23 protein-coding genes are annotated in these 22,665 nt (G+C 70.4%); 16 read left to right on the top strand and 7 right to left on the bottom strand.

The genetic code is table 11. The features are described 5' to 3' along the window. Positions 1–73: 73 nt before the first annotated feature. From M8231_RS06170 to M8231_RS06150, 5 genes are all read left to right on the top strand, one after another. Positions 74–997, top strand: coding sequence for a bifunctional methylenetetrahydrofolate dehydrogenase/methenyltetrahydrofolate cyclohydrolase (locus tag M8231_RS06170; RefSeq protein WP_250202453.1), 924 nt, complete (start codon positions 74–76; stop codon positions 995–997). Between the two features lie 60 nt (positions 998–1,057). After that, complete coding sequence (locus tag M8231_RS06165) at positions 1,058–1,744, top strand: LemA family protein (protein ID WP_249750756.1); 687 nt, start codon at positions 1,058–1,060, stop codon at positions 1,742–1,744. A gap of 31 nt (positions 1,745–1,775) precedes the next feature. Beyond that, complete coding sequence (locus tag M8231_RS06160) at positions 1,776–2,612, top strand: TPM domain-containing protein (protein ID WP_250202452.1); 837 nt, start codon at positions 1,776–1,778, stop codon at positions 2,610–2,612. Further along, on the top strand, positions 2,612–3,286 hold the full coding sequence (locus M8231_RS06155) for a TPM domain-containing protein (RefSeq protein ID WP_347342324.1): 675 nt from the start codon (positions 2,612–2,614) through the stop codon (positions 3,284–3,286). Before M8231_RS06160 ends, M8231_RS06155 begins: the two co-directional genes overlap by 1 nt. A 76-nt stretch (positions 3,287–3,362) precedes the next feature. Continuing rightward, the gene (locus M8231_RS06150; RefSeq protein WP_249750758.1) at positions 3,363–4,100 is read left to right on the top strand and encodes an endonuclease/exonuclease/phosphatase family protein; all 738 of its coding nucleotides are present in this window, start codon (positions 3,363–3,365) and stop codon (positions 4,098–4,100) included. On the opposite strand, the gene M8231_RS06145 is transcribed toward M8231_RS06150, so the two are convergent. After that, the gene (locus M8231_RS06145) at positions 4,085–5,563 is read right to left on the bottom strand and encodes a phospholipase D-like domain-containing protein (protein WP_250202451.1); all 1,479 of its coding nucleotides are present in this window, start codon (positions 5,561–5,563) and stop codon (positions 4,085–4,087) included. The genes M8231_RS06150 and M8231_RS06145 overlap by 16 nt on opposite strands. Before the next feature lie 162 nt (positions 5,564–5,725). On the opposite strand from M8231_RS06145, the gene M8231_RS06140 reads away from it, so the two are divergent. The 3 genes from M8231_RS06140 (at position 5,726) to M8231_RS06130 (ending at position 9,267) form a co-directional block, all read left to right on the top strand. Further along, positions 5,726–5,905, top strand: coding sequence for a hypothetical protein (locus tag M8231_RS06140; RefSeq protein WP_249750762.1), 180 nt, complete (start codon positions 5,726–5,728; stop codon positions 5,903–5,905). Positions 5,906–6,006: 101 nt separating this feature from the next. Next, on the top strand, positions 6,007–8,589 hold the full coding sequence (locus M8231_RS06135) for a tipN (protein WP_249750763.1): 2,583 nt from the start codon (positions 6,007–6,009) through the stop codon (positions 8,587–8,589). Between the two features lie 90 nt (positions 8,590–8,679). After that, positions 8,680–9,267, top strand: coding sequence for a C15 family peptidase (locus tag M8231_RS06130; protein ID WP_250202450.1), 588 nt, complete (start codon positions 8,680–8,682; stop codon positions 9,265–9,267). A gap of 31 nt (positions 9,268–9,298) precedes the next feature. Here M8231_RS06130 and M8231_RS06125 read toward each other — a convergent pair whose 3' ends face one another. Next, on the bottom strand, positions 9,299–10,471 hold the full coding sequence (locus M8231_RS06125) for an N-acetylmuramoyl-L-alanine amidase family protein (protein ID WP_249750766.1): 1,173 nt from the start codon (positions 10,469–10,471) through the stop codon (positions 9,299–9,301). Positions 10,472–10,976: 505 nt separating this feature from the next. Here M8231_RS06125 and M8231_RS06120 point away from each other — a divergent pair. Genes M8231_RS06120 through M8231_RS06110 form a run of 3 tightly spaced genes read left to right on the top strand, consistent with a single transcriptional unit; the run spans position 10,977 to position 15,932 of the window. Beyond that, positions 10,977–13,670, top strand: coding sequence for an Rne/Rng family ribonuclease (locus M8231_RS06120; protein ID WP_250202449.1), 2,694 nt, complete (start codon positions 10,977–10,979; stop codon positions 13,668–13,670). Between the two features lie 59 nt (positions 13,671–13,729). Then, the gene (locus tag M8231_RS06115) at positions 13,730–15,127 is read left to right on the top strand and encodes a M48 family metalloprotease (protein WP_249750768.1); all 1,398 of its coding nucleotides are present in this window, start codon (positions 13,730–13,732) and stop codon (positions 15,125–15,127) included. 34 nt (positions 15,128–15,161) lie between these two features. Beyond that, complete coding sequence (locus M8231_RS06110) at positions 15,162–15,932, top strand: DsbA family protein (protein WP_249750769.1); 771 nt, start codon at positions 15,162–15,164, stop codon at positions 15,930–15,932. Here M8231_RS06110 and M8231_RS06105 read toward each other — a convergent pair. Both M8231_RS06105 and thiS read right to left on the bottom strand, forming a co-directional pair. Continuing rightward, a complete protein-coding gene (locus M8231_RS06105) occupies positions 15,929–16,717 on the bottom strand; it encodes a HisA/HisF-related TIM barrel protein (protein ID WP_249750770.1) in 789 nt (262 codons plus the stop codon). The genes M8231_RS06110 and M8231_RS06105 overlap by 4 nt on opposite strands. 62 nt (positions 16,718–16,779) lie before the next feature. Then, on the bottom strand, positions 16,780–16,980 hold the full coding sequence (gene thiS, locus M8231_RS06100; protein ID WP_249750771.1) for a sulfur carrier protein ThiS: 201 nt from the start codon (positions 16,978–16,980) through the stop codon (positions 16,780–16,782). Between the two features lie 341 nt (positions 16,981–17,321). Here thiS and aroQ point away from each other — a divergent pair, with 341 nt between their 5' ends. The 5 genes from aroQ (at position 17,322) to lepB (ending at position 21,196) form a co-directional block, all read left to right on the top strand. Then, positions 17,322–17,768: a type II 3-dehydroquinate dehydratase gene (aroQ, locus tag M8231_RS06095; RefSeq protein ID WP_249750772.1), complete on the top strand. Its 447-nt coding sequence runs from the start codon at positions 17,322–17,324 to the stop codon at positions 17,766–17,768. Positions 17,769–17,813: 45 nt separating this feature from the next. Further along, entirely contained in the window at positions 17,814–18,296 is a 483-nt protein-coding gene (gene accB, locus M8231_RS06090; RefSeq protein ID WP_249750773.1) for an acetyl-CoA carboxylase biotin carboxyl carrier protein, read from the top strand. 8 nt (positions 18,297–18,304) lie between these two features. After that, positions 18,305–19,657, top strand: a complete 1,353-nt coding sequence (accC, locus tag M8231_RS06085) for an acetyl-CoA carboxylase biotin carboxylase subunit (RefSeq protein WP_250202448.1) — start codon at positions 18,305–18,307, stop codon at positions 19,655–19,657. After that, a complete protein-coding gene (aat, locus tag M8231_RS06080) occupies positions 19,654–20,340 on the top strand; it encodes a leucyl/phenylalanyl-tRNA--protein transferase (RefSeq protein WP_488796124.1) in 687 nt (228 codons plus the stop codon). The genes accC and aat overlap by 4 nt, the downstream gene beginning before the upstream one ends. Before the next feature lie 91 nt (positions 20,341–20,431). Continuing rightward, positions 20,432–21,196, top strand: coding sequence for a signal peptidase I (gene lepB, locus M8231_RS06075; RefSeq protein ID WP_249750774.1), 765 nt, complete (start codon positions 20,432–20,434; stop codon positions 21,194–21,196). Here the strand turns inward: lepB and M8231_RS06070 are convergent. From M8231_RS06070 to M8231_RS06060, 3 genes are read right to left on the bottom strand one after another with little or no spacing between them, the layout of a single operon-like run. Next, a complete protein-coding gene (locus M8231_RS06070; protein ID WP_250202447.1) occupies positions 21,193–21,522 on the bottom strand; it encodes an EF-hand domain-containing protein in 330 nt (109 codons plus the stop codon). The genes lepB and M8231_RS06070 overlap by 4 nt on opposite strands. A gap of 5 nt (positions 21,523–21,527) precedes the next feature. Next, positions 21,528–22,190 carry a DUF2155 domain-containing protein gene (locus M8231_RS06065; protein WP_249750776.1) on the bottom strand — a complete coding sequence of 221 codons (663 nt, stop codon included), beginning with the start codon at positions 22,188–22,190 and terminating at the stop codon, positions 21,528–21,530. Then, positions 22,187–22,579, bottom strand: coding sequence for an NADH:ubiquinone oxidoreductase subunit NDUFA12 (locus M8231_RS06060; protein WP_249750777.1), 393 nt, complete (start codon positions 22,577–22,579; stop codon positions 22,187–22,189). The genes M8231_RS06065 and M8231_RS06060 overlap by 4 nt, the downstream gene beginning before the upstream one ends. Positions 22,580–22,665 lie beyond the last annotated feature (86 nt).

Raw genomic sequence — 22,665 nt, 5'->3', positions numbered from 1 at the left:
ACCGCGATCATAGACGCCGAACCATGACGGCTGTAAATCGCGCCATCCTCATTTCTCAGCCCGGAGCCCGCCCATGTCGGCCCAGCCCTCGCGCGCGACCCTGATCGACGGAAAGGCCTTCTCCACCGGCCTGGTGGAACGGGTGGCCGCCGCCTCGGCGCGTCTGGAGGCGGCCCACGGCGTCAAGCCGGGTCTGGCCGTCGTGATCGTCGGCGAAGACCCCGCCAGCCAGCTCTATGTCCGAAACAAGGGCGAGACCACGGTGCGCGCAGGCCTGCGGTCCGACACCCATCGGCTGGACGCGACGACCTCCCAGGCCGACCTGCTGGCGTTGATCGCCGAGCTGAACGCCGACGCCGGCATCCACGGCGTTCTGGTGCAACTGCCCCTGCCGACGCACATCGACGCCTCGGTCGTTCTGGACGCCATCGACCCGGACAAGGACGTGGACGGCTTCCACGTGGTCAACGCCGGGCGGCTGGCGGTCGGCCTGCCCGGCCTGGTCCCGTGCACGCCGCTGGGCTGCCTGATGCTGCTGAAGGACCAGCTGGGCGACCTGTCGGGCCTGAACGCCGTCATCATCGGCCGCTCCAACATCGTCGGCAAGCCGATGGCGCAGCTTTTGCTGGGCGAAAGCTGCACCGTCACCATCGCCCACTCGCGCACGCGCGACCTGCCCGCCGTGTGTCGCGCCGCCGACATCCTGGTGGCCGCCGTCGGCCGCCCGGAGATGGTGCGCGGCGACTGGATAAAGCCGGGCGCGACCGTGATCGACGTGGGCATCAACCGCGTGCCCTCGCTGGACCCGGAAAAGGCGGCGGCGGGCAAGACCCGCGTGGTCGGCGACGTCGCCTTCCAGGAGGCTGTCCAGGTCGCCGGCCGCATCACCCCCGTGCCGGGCGGGGTCGGGCCCATGACCATCGCCTGCCTGCTGGCCAACACCTATTCCGCCGCGTGTCGTTCGATCGGCGTGACGCCGGAGCCGTTGGACGCTTGAAGCGTTGCGGCTTCGCGCCGATAGTCGACCTGACGGCGCAGTCGCCGACAGGGAGAGAACATGGTCCGCATCAACGCCCGCGCGCTGGCTCTGACGACCGCGCTGATGATCACGCCGGCGGTCGCCGGCTGCGGCTACAACACCATTCCGACCGAGCAGGAGCGCGCCGAGGCCGCCTGGGCTGACGTCCAGAGCCAGTATCAGCGCCGCGCCGACCTGGTGCCGAACCTGGTCGCCACCGTCCAGGGCGCGGCCGTTCAGGAGCGCACCACCCTGACGGACGTGATCAACGCCCGCGCCCGCGCCACCTCGGTCAACATCTCGGCCGACGACCTGGACAACCCCCAGGCCTTCCAACAGTACCAACAGGCCCAGGGCGAACTCAGCGGCGCCCTGTCGCGCCTGCTGGTCACGGTCGAGGCCTATCCCCAGCTCCAGGCCAACCAGAACTTCCTGACGCTGCAGTCGCAGCTGGAGGGCACCGAGAACCGCATCGCCATCGCGCGGCGCGACTACAATGAAGCGGTGCGCACCTACAATACGACCTTGCGGACCTTCCCGAACGTGATCTGGGCCAAGACCCTGCACGCCGGTTCGCAGCCAATGCAGCTGTTCACCGCCACGGCGGAGGCGCAGAGCGCGCCGCAGGTGAACTTCAACTTGGGGGCGTCGCCGTCCAACGCCTCGGCCGCGCCGGGCGGAAACGCGGCCCCGGTGACGCCCGGCGCCACGCCTCCGGCCCAGTAAACCGTTGACGCGCGCATTCTCGGCGAACGCCTTGAGGGTCCCAGGCCGGCCGCTTGCCGGCCTGGCCGCCCTACTGCTGGGACTGGCCGTCCTGCTGCTGGCCGCGACGTCGGCCGCGGCCCAGGCGAAGCTCGATTTCCCCGCCCTGACCGGCCGGGTCGTGGACCAGGCGAACCTGCTCAGCCCCCAGACCGAACAGGCCCTGACCGAAAAGCTGGCGGCGCTCGAAGCGTCCAGCAGCGACCAGTTGGTCGTGGTGACCCTGAACAGCCTTCAGGGACAGGAGATCGAGGATTACGGATATCAGCTGGGCCGCGCCTGGGGCATCGGCCAGAAGGAAAACGACAACGGCGCCCTGCTGATCGTCGCGCCGAACGAGCGGAAGGTCCGGGTCGAGGTCGGCTACGGCCTTGAGCCCATTTTGACCGACGCCTTCTCGTCGCTGGTGATCCAGAACGACATCCTGCCGTCGTTCCGCGACGGCGACTTCGAGGGCGGGATCGTCAAGGGCGTGGACGCCCTGGTCGAGCAGATGTCGCTCGACCCCGCCGAGGCCCAGGCGCGAGCCCAGGCGGTCGCCCAGGACGCCAGCCGGGGCGAGAAGGCCTCGGCCATCGGCGGCCTGGTCGTCTTCGGCGTGATCTTCCTGTTCATGCTGATCGCCACCGCCGCCTCGGCGCGCGGACGGCGCCATCGCAAGAACGGCGTCGGGCCGGTCGTGCTGTGGGCCCTGGCCGACATTCTCAGCCAGTCGGGACGCGGCGGCCGGGGCGGCGGCGGTTTCGGAGGCGGCGGCGGATTTGGCGGGGGCGGCTTCGGCGGCGGCGGCGGCTCTTTCGGCGGCGGCGGCGCCTCGGGAGGATGGTGATGCGGATAACCCAGGACGACCAGAGCCGGATCGCCCAGGCCATCGCCGCGGCGGAAGCGGCCACCTCTGGCGAAATCTTCTGCGTCGTTTCGCGGCGCGTCTCGTCTTACGGCGACGTGGCCCTGGCCTGGTCGGCGGCGGCGGCGCTGATCCTGCCCGCCCTTTTGATCCCCTTCGGCTTCGAAGGCGTCTGGCCGTTCGGGGGCGGCTGGGAGGCGGCGCACGAGTCCGGCCTGACCGTCGGCCGGGCGCTGGGGGGCTATGTGGCGGTCCAGGCCGCCGTCTTCGCCGGGGTTCTGCTGCTCAGCCTGATCCCGACCGTGCGCCGCTGGATGACGCCGGGCGGCCTGCGTCGGGCCCGCGTCCGGCGCGCCGCCCTGCAGCAGTTCCTGGCCCACGGCGTCCATGTCACACGCGAACGGACCGGCGTGCTGATCTTCGCCGCCCTGGACGATCATCAGGTCGAACTGATCGCCGATGAGGGCATCCACGCCCAGGTGGACCAGGGCGTGTGGGGCGACGCCGTCGCCGCCCTGACCACAGAGATGAAGGCCGGACGGCCCGCCCAGGGCTTCGAGATCGCCATCGGCCAGTGCGGCCAGGTCCTGGCCCGGCATTTCCCGCCGCGCACCGACAATCCCAACGAACTTCCCGACCATCTGGTGATCCTCTGAGCGTCGCACCGGGGTCGCATTCGCGCGCGAAAAGGCCCAGCCCGACACCCTGCTCCGGACTCGTCTCGACCCGCCCATGCCTCGCCTTCTGACCTACAACGTCCATCGCTGCGTCGGCACGGACAAGCGGCTGGACGTCGACCGCATCGTCGCCGTGATCGGCGAGCACGAGCCGGACATCGTGTGCCTTCAGGAACTGGACGTGGGCCGCCTGCGCACCGGCCATGTCGACCAGGCCCAGACCATCGCCGACAAGCTGGCCATGACGTCGCGCTTCCATCCGGCCATGCGGGTCGAGGCGGAACTTTACGGCGACGCCATCCTGACGCCCCATCCCGAACGGCTGGTGCGGGCGGCGGCGCTGCCCACCGTCGCCGGCATACCGGGCCTGGAGCCGCGGGGCGCGATCTGGTCGCAGATCGACGTCGGCGGGGGCACGATCAACGTCCTCAATACCCACCTGGGGCTGGTTCCGCGCGAGCAGAGGCTTCAGGCGGCGGCCCTCGCGGGCTCGGGCTGGCTGGGCGCGTGCCAAGGTCCGACCCTGTTGGCGGGCGACTTCAACGCCACCTCCATCACCCGCCCCTATCAGATCCTGGCCCGTAGCCTGCAGGACTGCCAGCGGCAGCTGAACCTGAAGCCGTCGGTCAAGACCTTCCCGTCCGGATTTCCGGCGATCCGCATCGACCACTGCTTCGTCAGCCCGGACATCCGGATCAAGTCGGTCCGGTCAGCCTTTTCGCCCTTGGCGCGCGTCGCCTCGGATCACCTGCCGCTGGTGATCGACTTCGAGATCCGTCAGCCCGCCGACTGACCGCCTTCCGACGCCGGCCGGGTGCGGCGGGACCGGGCCAGCCGCTTCCACGGCCGCCAGGCGTCCGAGGTGGAGGTCGGGTCGCCGAACTGCCATTCGGCGAACAGCCGCTGGATGCGCGTGGGCGCCTCCGCCCCCAGCGGTTTGAGCCGCTGGCTCTCGAAGCTGCAGATCGCGGCGCCGGTCGAGTCCAGCACCGCCTCCACCGCGGCGAATTCGTCGGCCGTGACCCCCAGCCAATGGCCGATGGTGCGATGCCGATGGGCGGCGATCACCGCGCGGCCCGCCGCATCGACCGGCTCGGCGGCGATGTCGCACTCGGTGTCCAGGCCCATCGAGCGGTTGTTCAGATTTGTGGAGCCGATCCTCAGAAGGCGGTCGTCCACGATGGTGACCTTGGCGTGGACGATGATCCGCTCGCCGTGCGCCGTCAGCGGGGCGAACGAAAAGAAGCGGTTGTAGGTGTCGGCCTGCTCCAGCCTGAACAGCACCTCGGCCCGCGCGGTGTCCATGGTCATGCTGTCGAACCAACTGGGGCTCTTGCCCGTGGAGACGACCACCACTTCCGGTCCGTCCACCTCGGCCAGTCGGTCCGCCAGGGCGGCGGCGATGACCGGCGAGGTGAAATACTGGTTCTCCATGTAGATCAGGCGGCGCGCGCGTCGGATGGCCTCCAGATGCAGGGCCTCGTTCTCGCGGACCTCATGCCGACCGGCCCATTTCGGCTCGGTGCGGGCGACGCCGACGGGCACGTCGGTCATCTGCACCGGCACGCCGTCGGGCCAGGGATCGCCCTCCACCGCGTCGGGGATGGTCCGCTCCCATGTCGCGCGGAACCAGCGTTCGCGCGCCAGGTCGCCCAGCACGCGGGCGGCCGGTCCCGACATCACCGCCATCACCTCGTGACGCGCCTTGCAGATCACGCCGTTGGGCAGGGCCCGGCGCGGGTCGCCGTCCAGATGCTCGTCGGAATCCCATCGATCGGTGGAGATGTCGCCCCCGCCCGCGAACGCCACCTTGTCGTCGATGACGATGACCTTCTGGTGATGGCAGGCGCCGATCGGACCCGGGGAATCCATGCGGAACTCCACCATCCGCTTGCGGAACCAGCGCTGGGCGCGGTGGGGATAGAAGCCCTGCGACGCCGCGATCAGCAGCGGCGACTTCCAGATCAGCAGGCGCACGTCCAGATCGGGCTTCTTCTTGACCAGCATCCGCAGCTGGTGGCCGATTTCCGCCGTCTTGTCGCCCGGCCTCGTCTCGGGATCCAGGTGGGTGCGGGGATCGAACTGCCAGCCCAGGATCACGATCGACCGCTCGGCCTTGTGGATGGCCGAGGCCAGGGCGTCGAAATAGGCCTCGTTCTCCATCAGGATCGAGAAGCGGGACGCGGTCGCGCTGCGCCAGAGCCCGGGGCCGGGCTCTAGCAGACTGCCCTCATAGCTCTGGCCGTCCTGGGTCATTCAGCCCTGCCTGCCCGATTCGCGTGACACCGTCTCGGGGCCTTGCGCTGCTCTCCGTTTCATGGGGGCCACGCCCGGTCAATCTTTCGGCGCTGGGATTGTGACGTTCGCCGGATCGGCGCATAAACGCCACAGGCCGTCGGTCATTAGAAGGGAGCAGGGATGCAAGCGCTGGTCGAACTGATCGCCGGCCTGATCGCGCTCCTGGCCGCCGCCGTGCTGACGCAGTTCGGCGTGGACACCCATGCGCCGCGCGCCGCCGATCGCGAGGTTCACCGGACGACCGACTGTCGCGCCGACGCGCCGGCCGCCGTGTTCAGCGAGACCGACCAGGACTGCTGAGCGACCCGCGCCGCGCCGAAGCGCTTGGACGGCGCGGATTGAGTCGTTAGGGTCGGGCCGGCGCCGTCAGAGCGCCGCGTATGGATCGAGATCGACGCCTGATGAAGTCCCGCAATCGGCCGCCGCTTAAACTGACGAACGACGAGGACGCGGCCCCGGCCGAAGTCGTCGGCGAGCCTGCGGACGCGACCGGATTCCTGGCGGACGACCCGTCCCCCGCGGCCGAGGAAGACACGCCCGACGTCCAGCCGGTCGCGCCCCTCTCGTCGCCGGAACCCGAGCGGCCGATGTCGGAACGGCGGCGGCGGCGGCTTCTGGAAGAACAAAGGCAGGCGCAACAGCGCGCCGAGGCCGAACGGACGGCGCACGAGGCGACGCCGGAGCCAGCCGCAGCCGAGCTGGCGGTCGCCGCCGGCGCGCCGCTCTCGCCTTTCGAACGCACGACCGCGCCGACCGTCCGCACCGTTCAGGCCCACGGCGTTCCCGCTCCCGGTCGCCGCGCCTATGTCCTGGCGGCGGTGGCGTCGGTGCTGTGGATCGGCGGCGTCGCGTCCTGGGCCGCCTACGAGTTCGGCGTCAACGGCGCCGGCCCGGACCCCCTGCGGCTGGCGATCTACGCCCTGATCGCCCTGGCGCCGGCGGGCCTGGCCCTCATGCTGGCCCACGCGGTGCGGCAGGGATCGGGACTGGCGGCCGAAACGCGGCGCGCGAGAGAGTTGGCGGAGGCCCTGGTGGCGCCGACGGCCCTGGCCGCGCAACAGACCGGCGACGTGCTGCAGTCGCTGCGGTCCGATATCGACCAGGCGGCCCTGGCCGCCGAACGGGCCCGCAATGACATGGCGTTGCTGCGCGAAGCCCTCTCGCAGGAAACGCTGCGCCTGAACGAGGCCGCCGAAACCGCCGGCCGCACGGCCCGTCGTCTGGCCGAGCAGTTGGGGCGCGAGCGCGACCAGATGCAGACGCTCGGCGTCCAACTGGACAACCAGGCCAGCGGCGTGGTGGACGCGGTGGAGCGGCAATCCCGTATGGTCGCGGACGCCTCCGACCTGGCCCAGACCCAGCTGCGCGAGGCCGAGGCCGCCCTGGCCGCCCGCGCCGCCGACCTGGCCGCCGCCGCCGGCGAGGCCCAGGACGCCGCCCGCGTCGCCTCCGAGGACTTAGCGCGTCAGACCATTCGCCTGGAGAACGCCGGTTCGGGCGTATCCGAACAGATCCGGTCGGTCGAGGAAGGCCTGGGCCAGCAGCGCGCGGCCCTGGTCACCACGGCCTACGCCCTGCGCACCGACCAGGAGGACTTTTCCGCCCAGGTGGAAAGCCAGCGGGCGCAGTTGATCGAACACCTGTCGGCGACCCGCACGGCGGCCGGCGAACTGGACCAGACCGCACAGTCCTCGCTGGAGGCGCTGCGCGAATTGCTGGAAGCCTCCGGCGACCAGTTCCGCGCCCTGATCGACATGTCCCAGCGCGAGGCGGACAACTTCGATTCGGCCACCAAGCTGTCGCTGGATCGGTTCGAGGCCTTGGCGGCCGAGGCGCGCGACACGCTGCTGGAAGAGACGCGACGCTCGCTGGAAGCGCTCAAGGCGACCGCGGAGGAATCGCGCGGCTTCGCCAACGACGCCGCCGAACAGGCGCAGATCCGCATCGACCGGCTGGCCGAGACCCTCTTCCAGGCCGCCCACAAGACCGACCTGAGCGTGGACGCCCGAATAGAGGATGCGCGCCGCGTCGTGGGCGAGAGCGCGGGGCTGGTGGATCAGGCCGGCGACCGGGTGGCGGACCGGCTGGAGACGCTGGTGGAGCGCCTCACCGCCGCCCTGGGCCAGGTGGACGAGGCGGTCGCCGAGATCGACGCCCGCGCGGCGCAGATGCCCGACCTGGCCCGCGCGCGCGTCGAGGCCGTGCGCGCCAGCGTCGAGGAGGGCCTGGCCGCCCTGACGGCCGCCTCTCGCAAGGCCGCCGAAGACACTGAGGCGCTGGACGCCGGTTTCCAGGATCGCGTCCGGCGCAACTACGACATGCTGACCGAGGCGGTGCGCCTGATGGGCGTGGTGTCGGGCGAGACCCCGGCGCGCCGGCGCGAGATCGTCGCCGAACCCGAACCGGCCAAGCCCGCGGTCCGCGCGCCCGCCCCCTCTCCCGCCCCGGCCCCGGCCAAGGAGCCTAAGCCGGCCGAGGAACGCGGCTTCGGCCTGCGGGGAAGGCTTCGCCTGGAAGCGGCCGAGCCCGTCCCGCCGCCGCGTTCGGATGGTCTGGACTGGGCCGATCTGGTCCGCTCGGACGCCGACGCGCAGCCGCTGGAGCTTGACCAGCCCGTCGACGCGGCGGACGCCGAACTGCCCGGCCGCCTGGCCGACGCCATCCGTCGCATGGGCGTGGACCCGAACGCGCTGCTGCCGCGCACGCGGGTCGAGGAAGCCGCCCGCGCCGTCGCGGCCGGCGACCCGGGCGCGGCGCGCCAGATCGTGCGCCGCGTGGCGCCCGCCGCTGTCCGCAGCGTCTCGCGCCGGGTGCTGAGCGACGCCGAGCTGCGCGCCGAGGCCGAACGCTATGTCCGCGGCTTCGGCCGCCTTCTGGCCGAGGGCGCGCGCGGGGGCGACGTCGACGGCGTGCAGAGCCGCCTGTCGTCGGACGCCGGGCGCGCCTTCATGCTGCTGGACGCGGCGGTGGGCGATCTTGGCTGAGCCGCACGAGCGCAAGCGCTTGACGCCGCTGACGACTTGCCCCCTTCATCTCACCGTCATTTTCCTGTCACGATAGGAGACGCCTCCGTCATGGTCGAAGACCCCACCGGGCGAGATCGTCGCCCCGGCATCGTGATCTGCGCCTATGACGCCGACGATCCCGTCTGGGATTTCGTCGAAGACCTGTCCGGCCGTCTGTGGGACCCGCCCGGCGCGCGGACGGTGACCGTGCCCGCCGGAGAGCCCCATGCCCTGGCCAACGCCTTGACCGAGCGGCTGCGAGAGGGAGGGTGCCAGGCCATGCTGCTGGTCGGACGCTCGGCCCGCGCGCCGGGTTTCCGGGTTCAGATGCGCGCGGAAGTCCGCATCCCCGGCGGCGGAAAGCGGTTCGTCGGCACCGGCCCCAGCATTGCGCGCTCCACCGCGCCGGTTGCCGACATGGTGCGCGCGCTCCAGGCCGCCGGGTTGCAGGCCGACGCCTCGTCCGAGGCGGAGGACGACGTCGGTTCCTATCTGCTCTACCGATTGCTGTCGGAACTTCCGGACAATCCCGACGCGCCCGCGATCGGCCTGCTGCGGACCCCCGTTCCGGCGGACGAGGCCGCCATCAGCAAGGGGGTGAAGGCGGCGGCCTCGGCGATGGCGCGGCGCCTGACGCCGCTGTCGCGCCCCGCCTGACGGGCGCATCGGCGTTCGCCTGGCTGCGGCTCTACGGACTGCCCGAGGCGCTGGCGTTGGACGCCTGCAGCACGGGCGCGGCCGGCTGCTGGAAATAGCGGTCGATGCCCTGCGCCACGGCGCGCATCAGGCGCCGGCGCGCGCGTTCATCGGTCAGCGCCCGTTCGTCCTCGGGATTGGTGATGAACCCCATCTCCAGAAGCACGGCCGGAACGTCCGGCGCCAGAAGCACCGCCAGCCCGGCGTCGCGATGGCTGCGCCGCAGCAGCGGATGCTCCGCCGCCTCCAGATGGGTCAGCAGCACCCGCGCGAACTGGGCCGAACGGTTCTGGGTGGCGCGCTGGGTCATGTCCAGCAGGATGCGATCCACCGAGGGGTCGCGGCCCGGCAGGTGCAGATCGCGATGCCAGTTGTCGCCGCGCGTGAACTCGCGCACCGCGCGGCCCGCCCCCTGCTCCGACAATGTATAGACGCTAGCCCCGCGCAGCGCCGGATCGGCGCCGGCGTCGGCGTGCAGCGAGATGAACAGGTCCGCGTCCGCCTGGCGCGCGATGGACACGCGGCGGTACAGGTCGACATAGGCGTCGTCGTCGCGGGTCAGGCGCACCCGGTAGCGCCCGGTGCGCTCCAGTTCGGCCTTCAGCTGACGCGCGGCCGCCAAGGTCACGGCCTTTTCCTGGATTTGGGCGCCGCTGGCGCCGGGATCGCGACCGCCGTGGCCGGCGTCGATCACCACCAGCGGCTTCTCCGCGCGGCGCGGCGGCGCCGGGCGCGGGATCGACCGGGCCGCGGCCGAGGCCGCCGCGCCCGTCGCCTTGAGATCGACCACATAGCGATAATGGCCGACGCCGTCGCCGGGCGGCAGCAGGAAGCGCCGCTCGATGGCGCTGCCCCGGCTGAGATCCAGCTCGATGCGCGAGGCGCCGCCCGACGCGGCCACGCGATAGGCGCGCACCAGCCCCGATCCGTCGCCTTGCACGCCCTGGCCTGCGGCGACGCCGCTCAGCGCCAGGATCAGCCGCCCGGTCGAGCCGTCCTCGATCACCCGGCCGCTGGCGGTCCGGTCCAGGTCGATGACGACGCGGGTCCGGTCGCCGTCCGCGCCGAATCTCAGGCCCAGCACGTCGCCGGCCGCGCCCCAGGCGAAGCCGCGCGAGGCCGCGAGCACGACCGCGCACACGACGACGAACGCCAGCAGGGTCATCCCCCACTCCCGCGCGCGCCACCGGCCAAGACTGAAAACCATACGCCCGTACATTCCGACGGTTATCCATCACCTTCGCCCCATCATGGCGCCGGCGCGTGTGCGAGGGGTTAAAGCGCGACCGCTTTTAATTTCCGCCCGCGATGACTATGCTTTGGTCCGCTCGCGAACCGATCGCGCCGCTTCGCCCCCTGGCGACGACCGGCGCGCCCTCCTCGCGGCGTTCGACTTTCACCAATCCGAGAGCCGGCCGGCATCGCCAGGCGGCTTGAAGAACGGACCAGGGTCGCGGCCTTCCGCATTTGCGGTCATGGCGCGCCCGGTTCAGGACCGAAGACTTCCATGGGCCTTTTCGCCTGCGATCCCAACCGGCTTGAACAAGCCAGCGTCGCCTTTGGCGGCGGGATGTCGCGCGCGCCGGCCCTCACCCCGATTCGGCGAGCCCCCGCGACCCTGACCGAGATTTCGGCAGGCCGGGCCCGTGCGCGCCAGAGAGAGACTTTCCATGTCAAAGACAATGCTGATCGATGCGGCGCACGCGGAAGAAACCCGCGTCGCCATCGTGGACGGACGCCAGGTTGAGGAATTCGACTTCGAATCCCGCGCCCGGCGCCAGCTGCGGGGCAACATCTACCTCGCCAAGGTCACCCGCGTAGAGCCCAGCCTGCAGGCCGCCTTCGTCGAATACGGCGGCAACCGTCACGGCTTCCTGGCCTTCAACGAAATTCACCCGGACTACTACCAGATCCCGGTCGCCGACCGCGAAGCCATCATGGCTGAGGCGCACGACGACGAGGACGAGGACGACCTGGGCCGCGAATCGACCGACGACGAGGTCGATCCCGAAGCCGCCCTGGCCGAGGAAGAGCGCCTGAAGCGTCGCCTGATGCGCCGCTACAAGATCCAGGACGTCATCAAGCGCCGCCAGATTCTGCTGGTGCAGGTCGTCAAGGACGAGCGCGGGGCCAAGGGCGCGGCCCTGACCACCTGGCTGTCGCTGGCCGGCCGCTACTGCGTGCTGATGCCCAATACGGGCAAGGGCGGCGGCATCAGCCGCAAGATCACCAACACCTCCGACCGCCGCCGCCTGAAGAGCGCCGTGGCCTCGCTGGACGTGCCCAAGGGCATGGGCCTGATCATCCGCACGGCCGGCGCCAAGCGGACCAAGGCCGAAATCAAGCGCGACTACAAATATCTGCTGCGCCTGTGGGAGACGATCCGCGAGACCACCCTGGCCTCCCACGCCCCGGCGATGATCTACGAGGAAGAGAACCTGGTCCGGCGCGCCGTGCGCGACATGTTCGACAAGGATTTCGACGGCATCCAGGTCGAGGGCGTCGAGGGCTTCAAGGAAGCGCGCGACTTCATGCGCGTGCTGATGCCGGCCCAGGCCAAGAAGGTTCACCTGTATCGCGGGTCGCGTCCGCTGTTCGCGGCCAACGGCATCGAGGAGCTGCTGACCCAGATCCACCAGCCGGTCGTTCCGCTGAAGTCGGGCGGCTATCTGGTGATCAACCAGACCGAGGCCCTGGTGGCCATCGACGTCAACTCGGGCCGCGCGACCAAGGAACGCAACGTCGAGCAGACGGCGTTCAAGACCAACATGGAAGCGGCGGTCGAGGCCGCCCGCCAGCTGCGCCTGCGCGACCTGGCCGGCCTGGTCGTGATCGACTTCATCGACATGGACGAGGGCAAGAACAACCGCGCCGTCGAAAAGGTGCTGAAGGACGCCCTGGCCGCCGACCGCGCCCGCATCCAGATGGGCCGCATCTCGCCCTTCGGCCTGATGCAGATCAGCCGGCAGCGTCGCCGCCTGGGCGTGATCGAGGGCGCGACCGAGGCCTGCCCGCACTGCCAGGGCACCGGCCGCATCCGTTCGGCCGAATCCGCCGCCCTGATGACGTTGCGCGCGGTGGATATCGAAGCCGGCAAGAACGGCGCGGGGGTCGTGGTGCTGAAGGTCTGCACCGCCGTGGGCCTGTATATCCTGAACCACAAGCGCGACTATCTGCAGTCGCTGCTGGAACGCCGCGGCCTGAACGTCATCGTCCAGATCGACGACAGCCTGGCCCAGGGCGAGCACAACATCGAGCGGACCGAGACCAACGAGGACTTCGTCGCGCCCGAGATCGAACTGCCCAACCTGGACGATGATTTCGACGCTTCCGCCTTCGAGGACGAGGACGAGGACAGCGACGAAGACGAGGTCATCGACGACGAGGACGACGAGGAAGACGAGGACGCGCTGGACCGCGAGGACAGCGACGACGACGAACCCCGCGAACGCGCCGAGCGTCACGACGGCGGCCGGGGTCGCAACCGCCGCCGCCGCCGGGGCGGACGTCGCGACGAGGCCGAGGATGCGGTCGTCTCCGTCGACGACGCCTCGGACGATGAGGACGAGAACGGCCGTCGCCGCCGTCGCGGTCGTCGCGGCGGTCGCCGGGTCCGCGAGGACGGCGAACGCGATGTCTATACCTGGGTGCGCGGCCGCACGCCGTCGCTGGAAGACCCCTACGTCTGGTTCGACCCGCTGAACCCGGGCCGGCCCGAACCGCGCGCCGAGAAGACGGAACGCGTCATTCCGGCCGACGACCGTGCGGAAAGCCTGGTCGAAGCGGTGTCCGAAGGCGCGGGCGACGAGGGCGGTCGCCGTCGCCGTCGCCGTCGCGGCCGGGGGCGCGGCCAGGATCAGGCGCAGGACCTGGGTCACGAGATCAAGGTCGAGAACCGCGCCACCAACGAGGGCATGCCGCCTGACGGCTCTCCCCAGACGCCGATGGCCGTGACGACCCCGACGGGTCCGGCGGCCGAGACCGAAGCGCCCGCTCTCGCGCCCGAGCCCCAGCGCCGCCGCGTGCGCCGCAAGACCGCCCGTGTCGAGACGATCGAGGAGAGCGTCGGCGAACCGCACATCGAACCGCATCCCGACACGGCCATCGAGCCCAACGAGGCGACGGTTGACGGCGAACCGGCGGCTCTGGACGTGACGCCGGAGGAGGCTCACGCCGCCCAGACCGCGGCCCAGGCCGCGGCTGCGCCGGAACCCGAGCCCGCGCCCGCTCCCGAGCCGGCCGTCCTGGCCGAGCCGTTCGAGGCGCCCAAGCCCGAGATCGATGTCGAGGCCATCATCGCCGAAGACCCGAACCAGATCGTCGCACCGCCCGAAAAGCCCAAGCGGGGGTGGTGGCGCCGCTGATCGGTCACGATTAGACTGTCAGGATGCAGGCGGGGGCCGGTCGCTATTGGAGTAGAGCCATGCGTTGGCTTCCCCGATCTGCATCCCGCCTTCTGGCGGCGACGGCGGCGGGTCTGTGCGCCCTCCTCGTCGCCGGCCAGGCCGCCGCCCAGAGCCTGATCCGCGACACCGAGGTCGAGGGCATCATCCGCGAATGGGCCGATCCGGTCTTCGTCTCGATGGGCCTGAATCCCAGCGACGTCGAGGTCCTGCTGGTCAACGACGGCGATCTGAACGCCTTCGCCACGCGCGGCCGGATCATGGGCGTCAACACCGGCCTGATCCTGCGCACCAAGAACCCCGGCGAGCTGTTGGGGGTGATGGCGCACGAGGCGGGACACATCAAGAACCGACACACCCTGCGCGACGGCGCCCAGAACGCGGGTCGCCAGCCGATGATCATGTCGATGGCGCTGGGCGCCCTGGCCATCGCCGCCGGCGCCCCGGACGCCGGCGCCATGCTGATCGGATCCAGCGGCTATTTCGGCACGCTGGGGGCGTTGCACTATATGCAGAGCCAGGAGGGCGAAGCCGACCTGACCGGCGCCAGGGCGCTGGAAGGCGCGGGTCTTTCGGGCAAGGGCCTGGTCGACTTCTTCGAGAATTTCCGCGCGCAGGAAGTCTTCTCCGACGATCGACGCTACCCCTATTTCCGCAGCCACCCGCTGTCGTCGCAGCGGATCGAATCGATCCGCCGCTACGTTCAGGAACAGCCCCACTACGGCGTGCGCGACACGCCCGAGCGGATGGCGCAGCACGCGCTGATCCTGGCCAAGATCCACGCCTTCATGGATCCGCCCGCGACCACCCTGCGGTCCTATCCGTCCAGCGACACCTCCCTGCCCGGCCGTTACGCCCGCGCCATCGCCTGGTACCGCGGCGGTCAGACCGAGCAGGCCCTGACGGCGGTGGACGCCCTGATCGCCGGCGACCCGACCAATCCCTATTTCGCGGAACTGAAGGGCCAGATCCTGTTCGAGGAAGGGCGTCCGGTGGAGGCCGTGGTCGCCCATCGCGAGGCCGTGCGCCTGATGCCGCAGGCGCCGCTGCTGCGCATCAACCTGGCCCACGCCCTGATCGAGACGAACGACAAGGCCAACCTGGACGAGGCTGTCTCGAACCTGAAATACGCCACCGTGGCCGAGAACGACAACACCATGGCCTGGCGGCTGCTGTCCCAGGCCTATGCCTCGGAGGGCAAGGAGGGCGAGGCGCGACTGGCCTCGGCCGAATACTATTTCGCGGCGGGCCAGGAGGATCAGGCCACGCAGTTCGCCCTGCGCGCCCGTTCCATGCTGGACCCCGGTTCGATCGAATGGCGCCGCGCGGTGGACATCGTGTTGGCCTCCGGCGCCACGCCCGAGGACCTGCAGGATCTCGACCGCCGCGACGCGGCGCGCCGCCCGACGCTGAACTGACTTTTCCCCCGCTCAATCAGACCCGACAGGCTTCATGACCGATCCCGCTCCCGCGCCCGAACCCCGGCCCTCCAAGACCGCCTGGCTGACCGGCGCCCGCGCCGGCTATGTCGCGCTGGGCGTGTCGGTCGTGGCGCTGGGCCTGGCGGCGGCGCCCTGGTTCACCGGGGCCAACGTCCGGTCCTATCTGCTGAACCACCCCGAGGTGCTGCAGGAGGCCAGCGTGGCCCTTCAGGACAAGGAGGCCCGGGCGCGCGTGGAGACCATCAACGACCTGGCCCAGGCGAACGCCGCCCTGCTGCAGCCGGATCCGCGCGACCCGGCCTTCGGTCCGGCGGACGCCAAGGTGACGGTGATCGAATTCTTCGACTTCCGCTGCCCCGGGTGCAAGGCGGTGGCCCACGACTATCGCGCCCTGATGGCGGCCCACCCGGAGGTCCGGTTCGTCTTCAAGGACTGGCCGATCCTGGACCGGGGCGAGGACGTCACCTCGCAATACGCCGCCCGCGCCGCCCTGGCCGCGCACCAGCAGGGCAAGTATCTGGCCGTCTATGACGCCCTGATGACCGAGCCGGCCCTGACGCCCGAGGCGGTCGATCGCATCCTGGCGGAACACGGCGTCGACATGACCCGCGCCAAGGCGGCGATCTCGGGCATCGACACGACGCGCCACATCGCCGACATCCACACCACGGCGGCCGCGCTGCAGCTGCAGGGCACGCCGACCTTCTTCGTCAACGGTCGCGCCAGCCCCAGCATCGACCCGGCCGAAATCGGCCGGCTGATCGAGGCGGCGAAGCGCTAGATCAGACCGGCCAGCGGCGAGGACGGGTCGGCGTACATCCGCTTGAGCATCCGGCCCGCCAGATAGGCGTCGCGGCCGGCGATCACGGCGTGCTTCATGGCGCGGGCCATTCGGATCGGATCCTTGGCCCCGGCGATGGCGGTGTTCATCAGCACGGCGTCGCAACCCAGCTCCATCGCCCGGGTGGCGTCCGACGCCGTGCCGACGCCGGCGTCGACCAGCACCGGCACCTTGGCCTGCTCCACGATCAGGCGGACGTTGACCTCGTTCTGGATGCCCAGGCCCGAGCCGATCGGCGCGGCGGCCGGCATGATGGCGGCGGCGCCGGCGTCCTCCAGCCGCTTGGCCATGACCACGTCGTCGGTGCAATAGACCATGACGTCGAAGCCGTCCTTGATCAGCAGGTCCAGCGCCCGCAGCGTCTCGACCATGTCGGGATAGAGGTGGGCGGTGTTGGACAGCACCTCCAGCTTGACCAGGCTCCAGCCGCCGGCCTCGCGCGCCAGGCGCAGGGTGCGGACCGCGTCTTCGCCGGTGAAGCAGCCAGCCGTGTTGGGCAGGAAGGTGAAGCGGTCGGGCTTCACATAGTCCACCAGCATGGGCTGGTTCGGATCGGTCAGGTTCACCCGCCGCACGGCCACGGTCACGATCTCGGCCCCCGCGGCTTCGGCGGCGGCGGCGTTCTGGGCGTAGTCGGCGTATTTTCCGGTGCCGACGATCAGGCGCGAGGAAAAGGTGCGGCCAGCGACGGTCCAGGTTTCGGGGGCGGGGGCGATGTCGGTCATGGCTGCTGACCTAATCCCCTTGGCGTCAAGGCGAAAGCCGTCCGTGTCGCAATTCGACCCGCTTACCCGCCGCCGACGAACTGGACCAGTTCGATGCGGTCGCCGTCGCTGACCGGCGTCTTGGCGTGCAGCGAGCGGGGCACGATCTCCAGATTGCGCTCCACGGCCACCTTGCGCGGGTCCAGGGACAGTTCTTCGACCAAGGCCGAGATGGTGGCGGCCGTCACGCCGCGCGGCTCTCCGTTCAGCTGAATCTGGCGCAAGGGGCGGGTCTCCGGACAATCAGGTCGTGGGACGAGGTGGCCGGGACATAGAGCCCCCGCCCCCGCTTCGCCAGAGGTCAGCCCGCTTCGAAGAACCACGCGGCCACCGTCGCGGCGAACGCGGCGAAGACGGCGACGCAGGCGCGAAGCGCCATTCGGGCCTCCCTGTCCATCTCGACGCCTTTCGGGCTGGCCGTCCCGGATCGGGACTGATGGGAAAAGACGTGCGGGATCCGGGCCGGTGACGCGGGGTCAAGTTTGTGCGCGGATCGTTTGACCCCGGCGGCGGCTCCGGTAAAAGGCCCCTCTTGCGTCGCCGAAAGGACGCCGATTCAGAGGCCATGCCCGAAACGCCCGCCATCCATGTGCTGAACGGCCCCAATCTGAACCTGCTCGGGGTTCGGGAGCCGCACATCTATGGCCGCGAGACGCTCGCGGACATCGAGGCGCGCTGCGTCAAGGCCGCCGCGGGCGCGACCGTGGTGTTCCGCCAGACCAATCACGAGGGCGTCCTGGTCGACTGGATCCAAGAGGCGCGCGAGGTGGCCGATGCGCTGATCATCAATCCGGCGGCCTATGGCCATACCTCGGTGGCCCTTCGCGACGCCTTGAAGACGCTGTCCATCCCGGTGATCGAGCTTCACCTGTCCAATCCGGCGACGCGCGAGCCGTTCCGGCATCACTCCTATGTGTCGTCCGCGGCGACCGGCGTCATCGCCGGCTTCGGCCCGGCCGGCTATGACCTGGCCGTTCAGGCGGCCCTCACCAGCATCCGGGAACGCGGCTGAGCCCGCCCCGTTCGAGAACAAGACGAAAGACAAGGCGCAAATCCAATGGCCGACGACAAGAAGCACGACATCGACGCGACCCTGGTGCGGCAGCTGGCCGACATCCTGAACGACACCGACCTGACCGAGGTCGAGGTCGAGCGCGGCGATCTGAAGATCAAGGTGAAGCGCGAAGTGACCGTGGCCGCCGCTCCGGTCCACTATGCGCCGGCCGCCGCCGCTCCGGTCGCGCCGCCCGCTCCGGTCGCGCCCGCCATGGCCAGCGACCCGGCCGCCATCGTGGCCCGCGCGGGCGAAGAGGTGAAGTCGCCGATGGTCGGCACCGCCTATCTTCAGCCCTCGCCCGAGGCGGCGCCCTTCGTGCAGCCCGGCGACAAGGTCAAGAAGGGCCAGACCCTGCTGATCGTCGAGGCCATGAAGACGATGAACCCGATCCAGGCGCCGCGCGACGGCGTGGTGGCCGACATCCTGGTCGGCGACGCCCAGCCGGTCGAGTTCGGCGAAGCGCTCGTCCTGCTGGAAGCCTGAGCCCGGCCATGTTCACCAAGGTCCTGATCGCCAACCGCGGCGAGATCGCGCTCCGCATCCACCGAGCGTGCAAGGAGATGGGCATCTCCACCGTGGCCGTGCACTCCGAAGCCGACCGCGGCGCCATGTGGGTGCGGCTGGCCGACGAGAGCGTCTGCATCGGCCCGGCCCCGGCGGCCAAGTCCTATCTGAACATCCCCTCGATCATCGCGGCGGCCGAGATCACCGGCGCCCAGGCGATCCACCCCGGCTACGGCTTCCTGTCCGAGAACGCGCGTTTCGCCGAGATCGTGGAAGCCCACGGCATGGCGTTCATCGGACCCAAGCCCGAGCATATCCGCGTGATGGGCGACAAGATCACCGCCAAACAGACGGTCAAGGACGCGGGCATCCCCGTGGTGCCGGGGTCCGACGGCGAGGTCGAGACGGTCGAGGCGGCCATCGCGGCGTCCAAGTCCATTGGCTTCCCGCTGATCGTCAAGGCGGCGGCCGGCGGCGGCGGACGCGGCATGAAGGTCGCCCTGACGCCCGACGACCTGGTCGAGGCGGTCCAGACCGCCCAGTCCGAGGCGCTGGCCGCCTTCGGCAACGGCGCGGTCTATATGGAGCGCTACCTCCAGAAACCCCGCCACATCGAGATCCAGGTCATCGCCGACAGCCACGGCAACGTCGTCCACCTGGGCGAACGCGACTGCTCGCTGCAGCGCCGTCACCAGAAGGTGCTGGAGGAGGCCCCCTCTCCCGCCCTGTCGGCCGAGGGCCGCAAGACGATCGGCGAGACGGTCAACAAGGCCATCGCCGCCATCGGCTATCTGGGCGTCGGCACCATCGAATTCCTGTGGGAGGACGGCGAGTTCTTCTTCATCGAGATGAACACCCGCCTGCAGGTCGAGCATCCCGTCACCGAAATGATCACCGGCGTCGACCTGGTGCGCGAACAGGTCCGCATCGCCGCCGGCCTGCCGCTGTCGTTCAGCCAGGACGACATCCACTTCGAAGGCCACGCCATCGAAGTGCGGATCAACGCCGAGAATTCCGAGACCTTCACCCCCTCGCCCGGCACGATCACCGACTTCCACGCGCCCGGCGGCCTGGGCGTGCGGCTGGATAGCGCCATCTACGCCGGCTATTCGATCCCGCCCTATTACGACAGCCTGATCGGCAAGCTGATCGTGCACGGCCGCGACCGCGAGGAGGCGATCGCGCGGCTGAAGCGCAGCCTGGGCGAGATGGTCGTCTCGGGCGTCGACACCACCATTCCGCTGTTCCAAAGGCTGCTGGCCGAGCCGGACATCCTGTCGGGCGACTACGACATCCACTGGCTGGAGAAGTGGGCCAAGCGTCAGAAGGGCGAAGCCTGAGCGACCCCGGCTTCAGCGCCAGCGGCCCTTCCGACGGCTTCGGCCCCGGAGCGCTGCTGGCCTGCTACGCCAGGGGCGTCTTCCCGATGGCGGAATCGCGCGACGACCCGCGCGTCTTCATCGTCGAGCCTGACCAGCGGGGCGTGATTCCGCTGGACGCCTTCCACATCCCCAGCCGCCTGCGCCGCACCGTGCGGGGCGAGCCTTTCGACGTGCGCGTCGACACCGCCTTCGAGGCGGTGCTGGACGGCTGCGCGGCGGCGCAGGGGCCGGATCGCGACGACACCTGGATCAACGGGCCGATCCGGCGGCTGTACGGCGCCCTGCACGCCCAGGGCTTCGTTCATTCGATCGAGTGCTGGCGGGACGACCGGCTGGTCGGCGGGCTTTACGGCGTGTCGCTGGGCGGCGCCTTCTTCGGCGAGAGCATGTTCAGCCGCGAACGCGACGCGTCGAAGGTCGCGCTGGTGCATCTGGTCGCCCGCCTGCGAAAGGGCGGATGGACGCTGCTGGACGCGCAGTTCCTGACCGAGCATCTCAGCCAGTTCGGCGCGGTGGAGACGCCCCAGGCCGCCTATCTGCGCCGACTGGCGCCCGCGCTGAAGGTGCGGCCGGACGAGACGGCGCTGTTCGCGCCGATGAGCGGCGCAGAGGCGGTGGCGGCCGCCCTGGCCGCCGCCTGAGGACATCCGCCACCCTGTCCGGACACGTTTTCGCGCCTGTCCGGACACGACCGTGCTGGCGGAAGCGAGCGATGCGGCGCCGAATGAGCGCATGACCCGATCGTCCGCCGTCCCGACCGAACAGTCCGATCGCCGCCGCGAGGCGATGGACGCCCTGCGCTTCCTGATCGCCGGACTGGCGCTGGCGCTGGTCGTCCGCATCGTGGCGGTGCAGCCCTTCACCATTCCTTCCTCATCGATGGAGCCGGGGCTGGTGACCGGCGACTACATCGTGGTGTCGAAGTTCGCCTACGGCTGGAGCACGGCGTCTTTGCCCTTCGATCCTCCAATGCGGCCAGGCCGTGTTATGGGACGCAGCCCGGCGCGCGGCGACGTGGTGGTGTTTCGCCGGCCCAGCGACACGAGCCAGGTCTGGATCAAGCGGGTCATCGGCCTGCCTGGCGACACGGTGCAGGCGCGGGGCGGCCAGGTGTTCGTCAACGGCCGCGCCGTTCGCCGCACCGCTATGGGCCAGGCGCGCGACCACGACGCCCCCGACCGGCCGGTGTCGGTCGTCCGCGAGACTCTGGACGACGGCCGCAGCTATTCGACCTACGATCGCGGCTTCGGCCAGCCGGGCGACGATACGCCGGCGTTTCACGTGCCGGCCGGGCAGTTGTTCGTGATGGGCGACAATCGCGACAACTCCCTGGACAGCCGTTGGCCGGGCGACGTCGGCGTAGGCCTGCTGCCGAGCGAGAACCTGATCGGGCGGGCCGAGTTCGTTCTGGCGTCGTGGCGGCCGGGCGCGAGCCTGCTCAAGCCGTGGACCTGGGTCAGGCTGCAGACCGACCGGCTGCTGCGTCCGATCCGCTAGCGCAGACGGAATTCCTCGAAGGTCAGAAGGCCGTCATGGTCGCGGTCCAGGCGCTCGAAGGCGGCGCGGGACGGCGACAGGGCCTGCGCCAGGGCGGGAACCGCGGCGGCGCCCAGAGCCAGACCGACGACGGCGGCCAGCGCCATTCGCCGCCAGGACCGCGCTCGCTCGGCGGGACGGCGCAGGCGCGCCTCGATGGCGCGCCGGATCGCCTCGCTGGCGGTCAACCCCTCGGCTCGGCACAGGGCCATGAAGGCGGTCTTGTCGGCATGGGACAGGCGGAACTCGACGGTTTCGCTCTTTTTCGCAGAGGGCCTGACCGCCATCGTCCCTAGTCCTTACACCCCACCACCCAGGCGTCGTAACTCGGGTTCTGCAGGCCCGACACGGCGGGCGAGGAGGCGAACATCCAGCCGCGGAAGATCTGGCGCGGCTCGCCCTGGTTGCGGGGCGCCAGGGAGACGTCCAGATAGGCGATGGAATCCTGGGTCAGTTCATCGGGCGTCGAGACCTCGCAGGCGCGCGCCGCGACGATCAGGGTGCGGTTGAAGCGGACGGGACGACCGCCGACCTCGACCTCGAACTTCATGGTTTCGGCCGTCACCTTGTCGATGGCCTGCACGACGGCGAACTTGCGCCGCTGGCGCCGCGCCGGGACCTCGGGCTGGTCAATGGCCTTTTCGGCGACGGGCGCCTCTTGCTCGGTCTCGGCCTGGGCGGCCTCCTCGACGGCGGCGTCCTGAGCCACCACGATGACCGGCGGCGGCGTCACGGGCACCGGGCTGGCGGGGGCGGGCGACGCGGCGGGCGGCGCCTCCACCGGCGCGGCCGAGGGCGCCGGCGACGTGGCGCGCAGGGCGTCGCCGATGGGGTCGCCGGACTGGACGGGCCGGGCGTCGCGCGGCGCGTCCTGCAGGACGCTGGCGGTCACCGCGCCCGCGCTCAGGACAGCGGTCAGCGCCGCCCCGCCCAGCAGCAGGCGGTTCAGCCTCACTCGGGGCTCCAGGCTTCGTAGTCGCCGGTGGCGGCCGGGCGCTGGGCGTCGGCGGCCAGGGAACCCTGAGGGCGCCAAGCCATCGGCGTGCCCGTCAGGTTCGGCAGGTGCGGCTTCTCCCAGGCGCGACGCGGCAAGGGCGCGATCGTCGGCGGCTCGGCGAAGGTGTAGCGCAGCCATCCGTGCCAGTCGGGCGTGACCTTCGAGGCGTCGGCGTAACCGTTATAGACGACCCAGCGACGCCGACGACCGTCATAGCTGACGTTGTCGCGGCTCTCGTAGTACTTGTTGCCGAACTCGTCCTCGCCGACCAGCTTGCCGCGTTTGGCGATGGTGAACAGGGTGCCGATCGTGGCGCCGTCCCACCATCCGAAAATCTTGCTCAGCACGTCGTCACATCCACGCAGAAACGGCCGCGGCGGGAGTGTCCGGCGGCTGGCGCGATCATAGAAACCCAAGCCGGCTTCGTCCAGCG

The organism is Brevundimonas albigilva, from assembly GCF_023573565.1.
Taxonomy (GTDB): domain Bacteria; phylum Pseudomonadota; class Alphaproteobacteria; order Caulobacterales; family Caulobacteraceae; genus Brevundimonas; species Brevundimonas albigilva.
The sequence above is the reverse complement of the archived record's forward strand: the minus strand, read 5'-3'. Positions and strand labels throughout refer to the sequence as shown.

Bases quoted from the DNA above. Each gene is read 5' to 3' on its own strand.
- lepB (WP_249750774.1), top strand. From the start codon at position 20,432: ATGACCCGATCGTCCGCCGTCCCGACCGAACAGTCCGATCGCCGCCGC.
- M8231_RS06165 (WP_249750756.1), top strand. From the start codon at position 1,058: ATGGTCCGCATCAACGCCCGCGCGCTGGCTCTGACGACCGCGCTGATG.
- M8231_RS06115 (WP_249750768.1), top strand. From the start codon at position 13,730: ATGCGTTGGCTTCCCCGATCTGCATCCCGCCTTCTGGCGGCGACGGCG.
- accC (WP_250202448.1), top strand. From the start codon at position 18,305: ATGTTCACCAAGGTCCTGATCGCCAACCGCGGCGAGATCGCGCTCCGC.
- M8231_RS06110 (WP_249750769.1), top strand. From the start codon at position 15,162: ATGACCGATCCCGCTCCCGCGCCCGAACCCCGGCCCTCCAAGACCGCC.
- M8231_RS06140 (WP_249750762.1), top strand. From the start codon at position 5,726: ATGCAAGCGCTGGTCGAACTGATCGCCGGCCTGATCGCGCTCCTGGCC.
- M8231_RS06155 (WP_347342324.1), top strand. From the start codon at position 2,612: ATGCGGATAACCCAGGACGACCAGAGCCGGATCGCCCAGGCCATCGCC.
- M8231_RS06120 (WP_250202449.1), top strand. From the start codon at position 10,977: ATGTCAAAGACAATGCTGATCGATGCGGCGCACGCGGAAGAAACCCGC.
- M8231_RS06105 (WP_249750770.1), bottom strand. From the start codon at position 16,717: ATGACCGACATCGCCCCCGCCCCCGAAACCTGGACCGTCGCTGGCCGC.
- M8231_RS06125 (WP_249750766.1), bottom strand. From the start codon at position 10,471: ATGACCCTGCTGGCGTTCGTCGTCGTGTGCGCGGTCGTGCTCGCGGCC.
- M8231_RS06145 (WP_250202451.1), bottom strand. From the start codon at position 5,563: ATGACCCAGGACGGCCAGAGCTATGAGGGCAGTCTGCTAGAGCCCGGC.
- accB (WP_249750773.1), top strand. From the start codon at position 17,814: ATGGCCGACGACAAGAAGCACGACATCGACGCGACCCTGGTGCGGCAG.
- M8231_RS06070 (WP_250202447.1), bottom strand. From the start codon at position 21,522: ATGGCGGTCAGGCCCTCTGCGAAAAAGAGCGAAACCGTCGAGTTCCGC.
- M8231_RS06135 (WP_249750763.1), top strand. From the start codon at position 6,007: ATGAAGTCCCGCAATCGGCCGCCGCTTAAACTGACGAACGACGAGGAC.
- M8231_RS06150 (WP_249750758.1), top strand. From the start codon at position 3,363: ATGCCTCGCCTTCTGACCTACAACGTCCATCGCTGCGTCGGCACGGAC.
- aroQ (WP_249750772.1), top strand. From the start codon at position 17,322: ATGCCCGAAACGCCCGCCATCCATGTGCTGAACGGCCCCAATCTGAAC.
- M8231_RS06130 (WP_250202450.1), top strand. From the start codon at position 8,680: ATGGTCGAAGACCCCACCGGGCGAGATCGTCGCCCCGGCATCGTGATC.
- M8231_RS06170 (WP_250202453.1), top strand. From the start codon at position 74: ATGTCGGCCCAGCCCTCGCGCGCGACCCTGATCGACGGAAAGGCCTTC.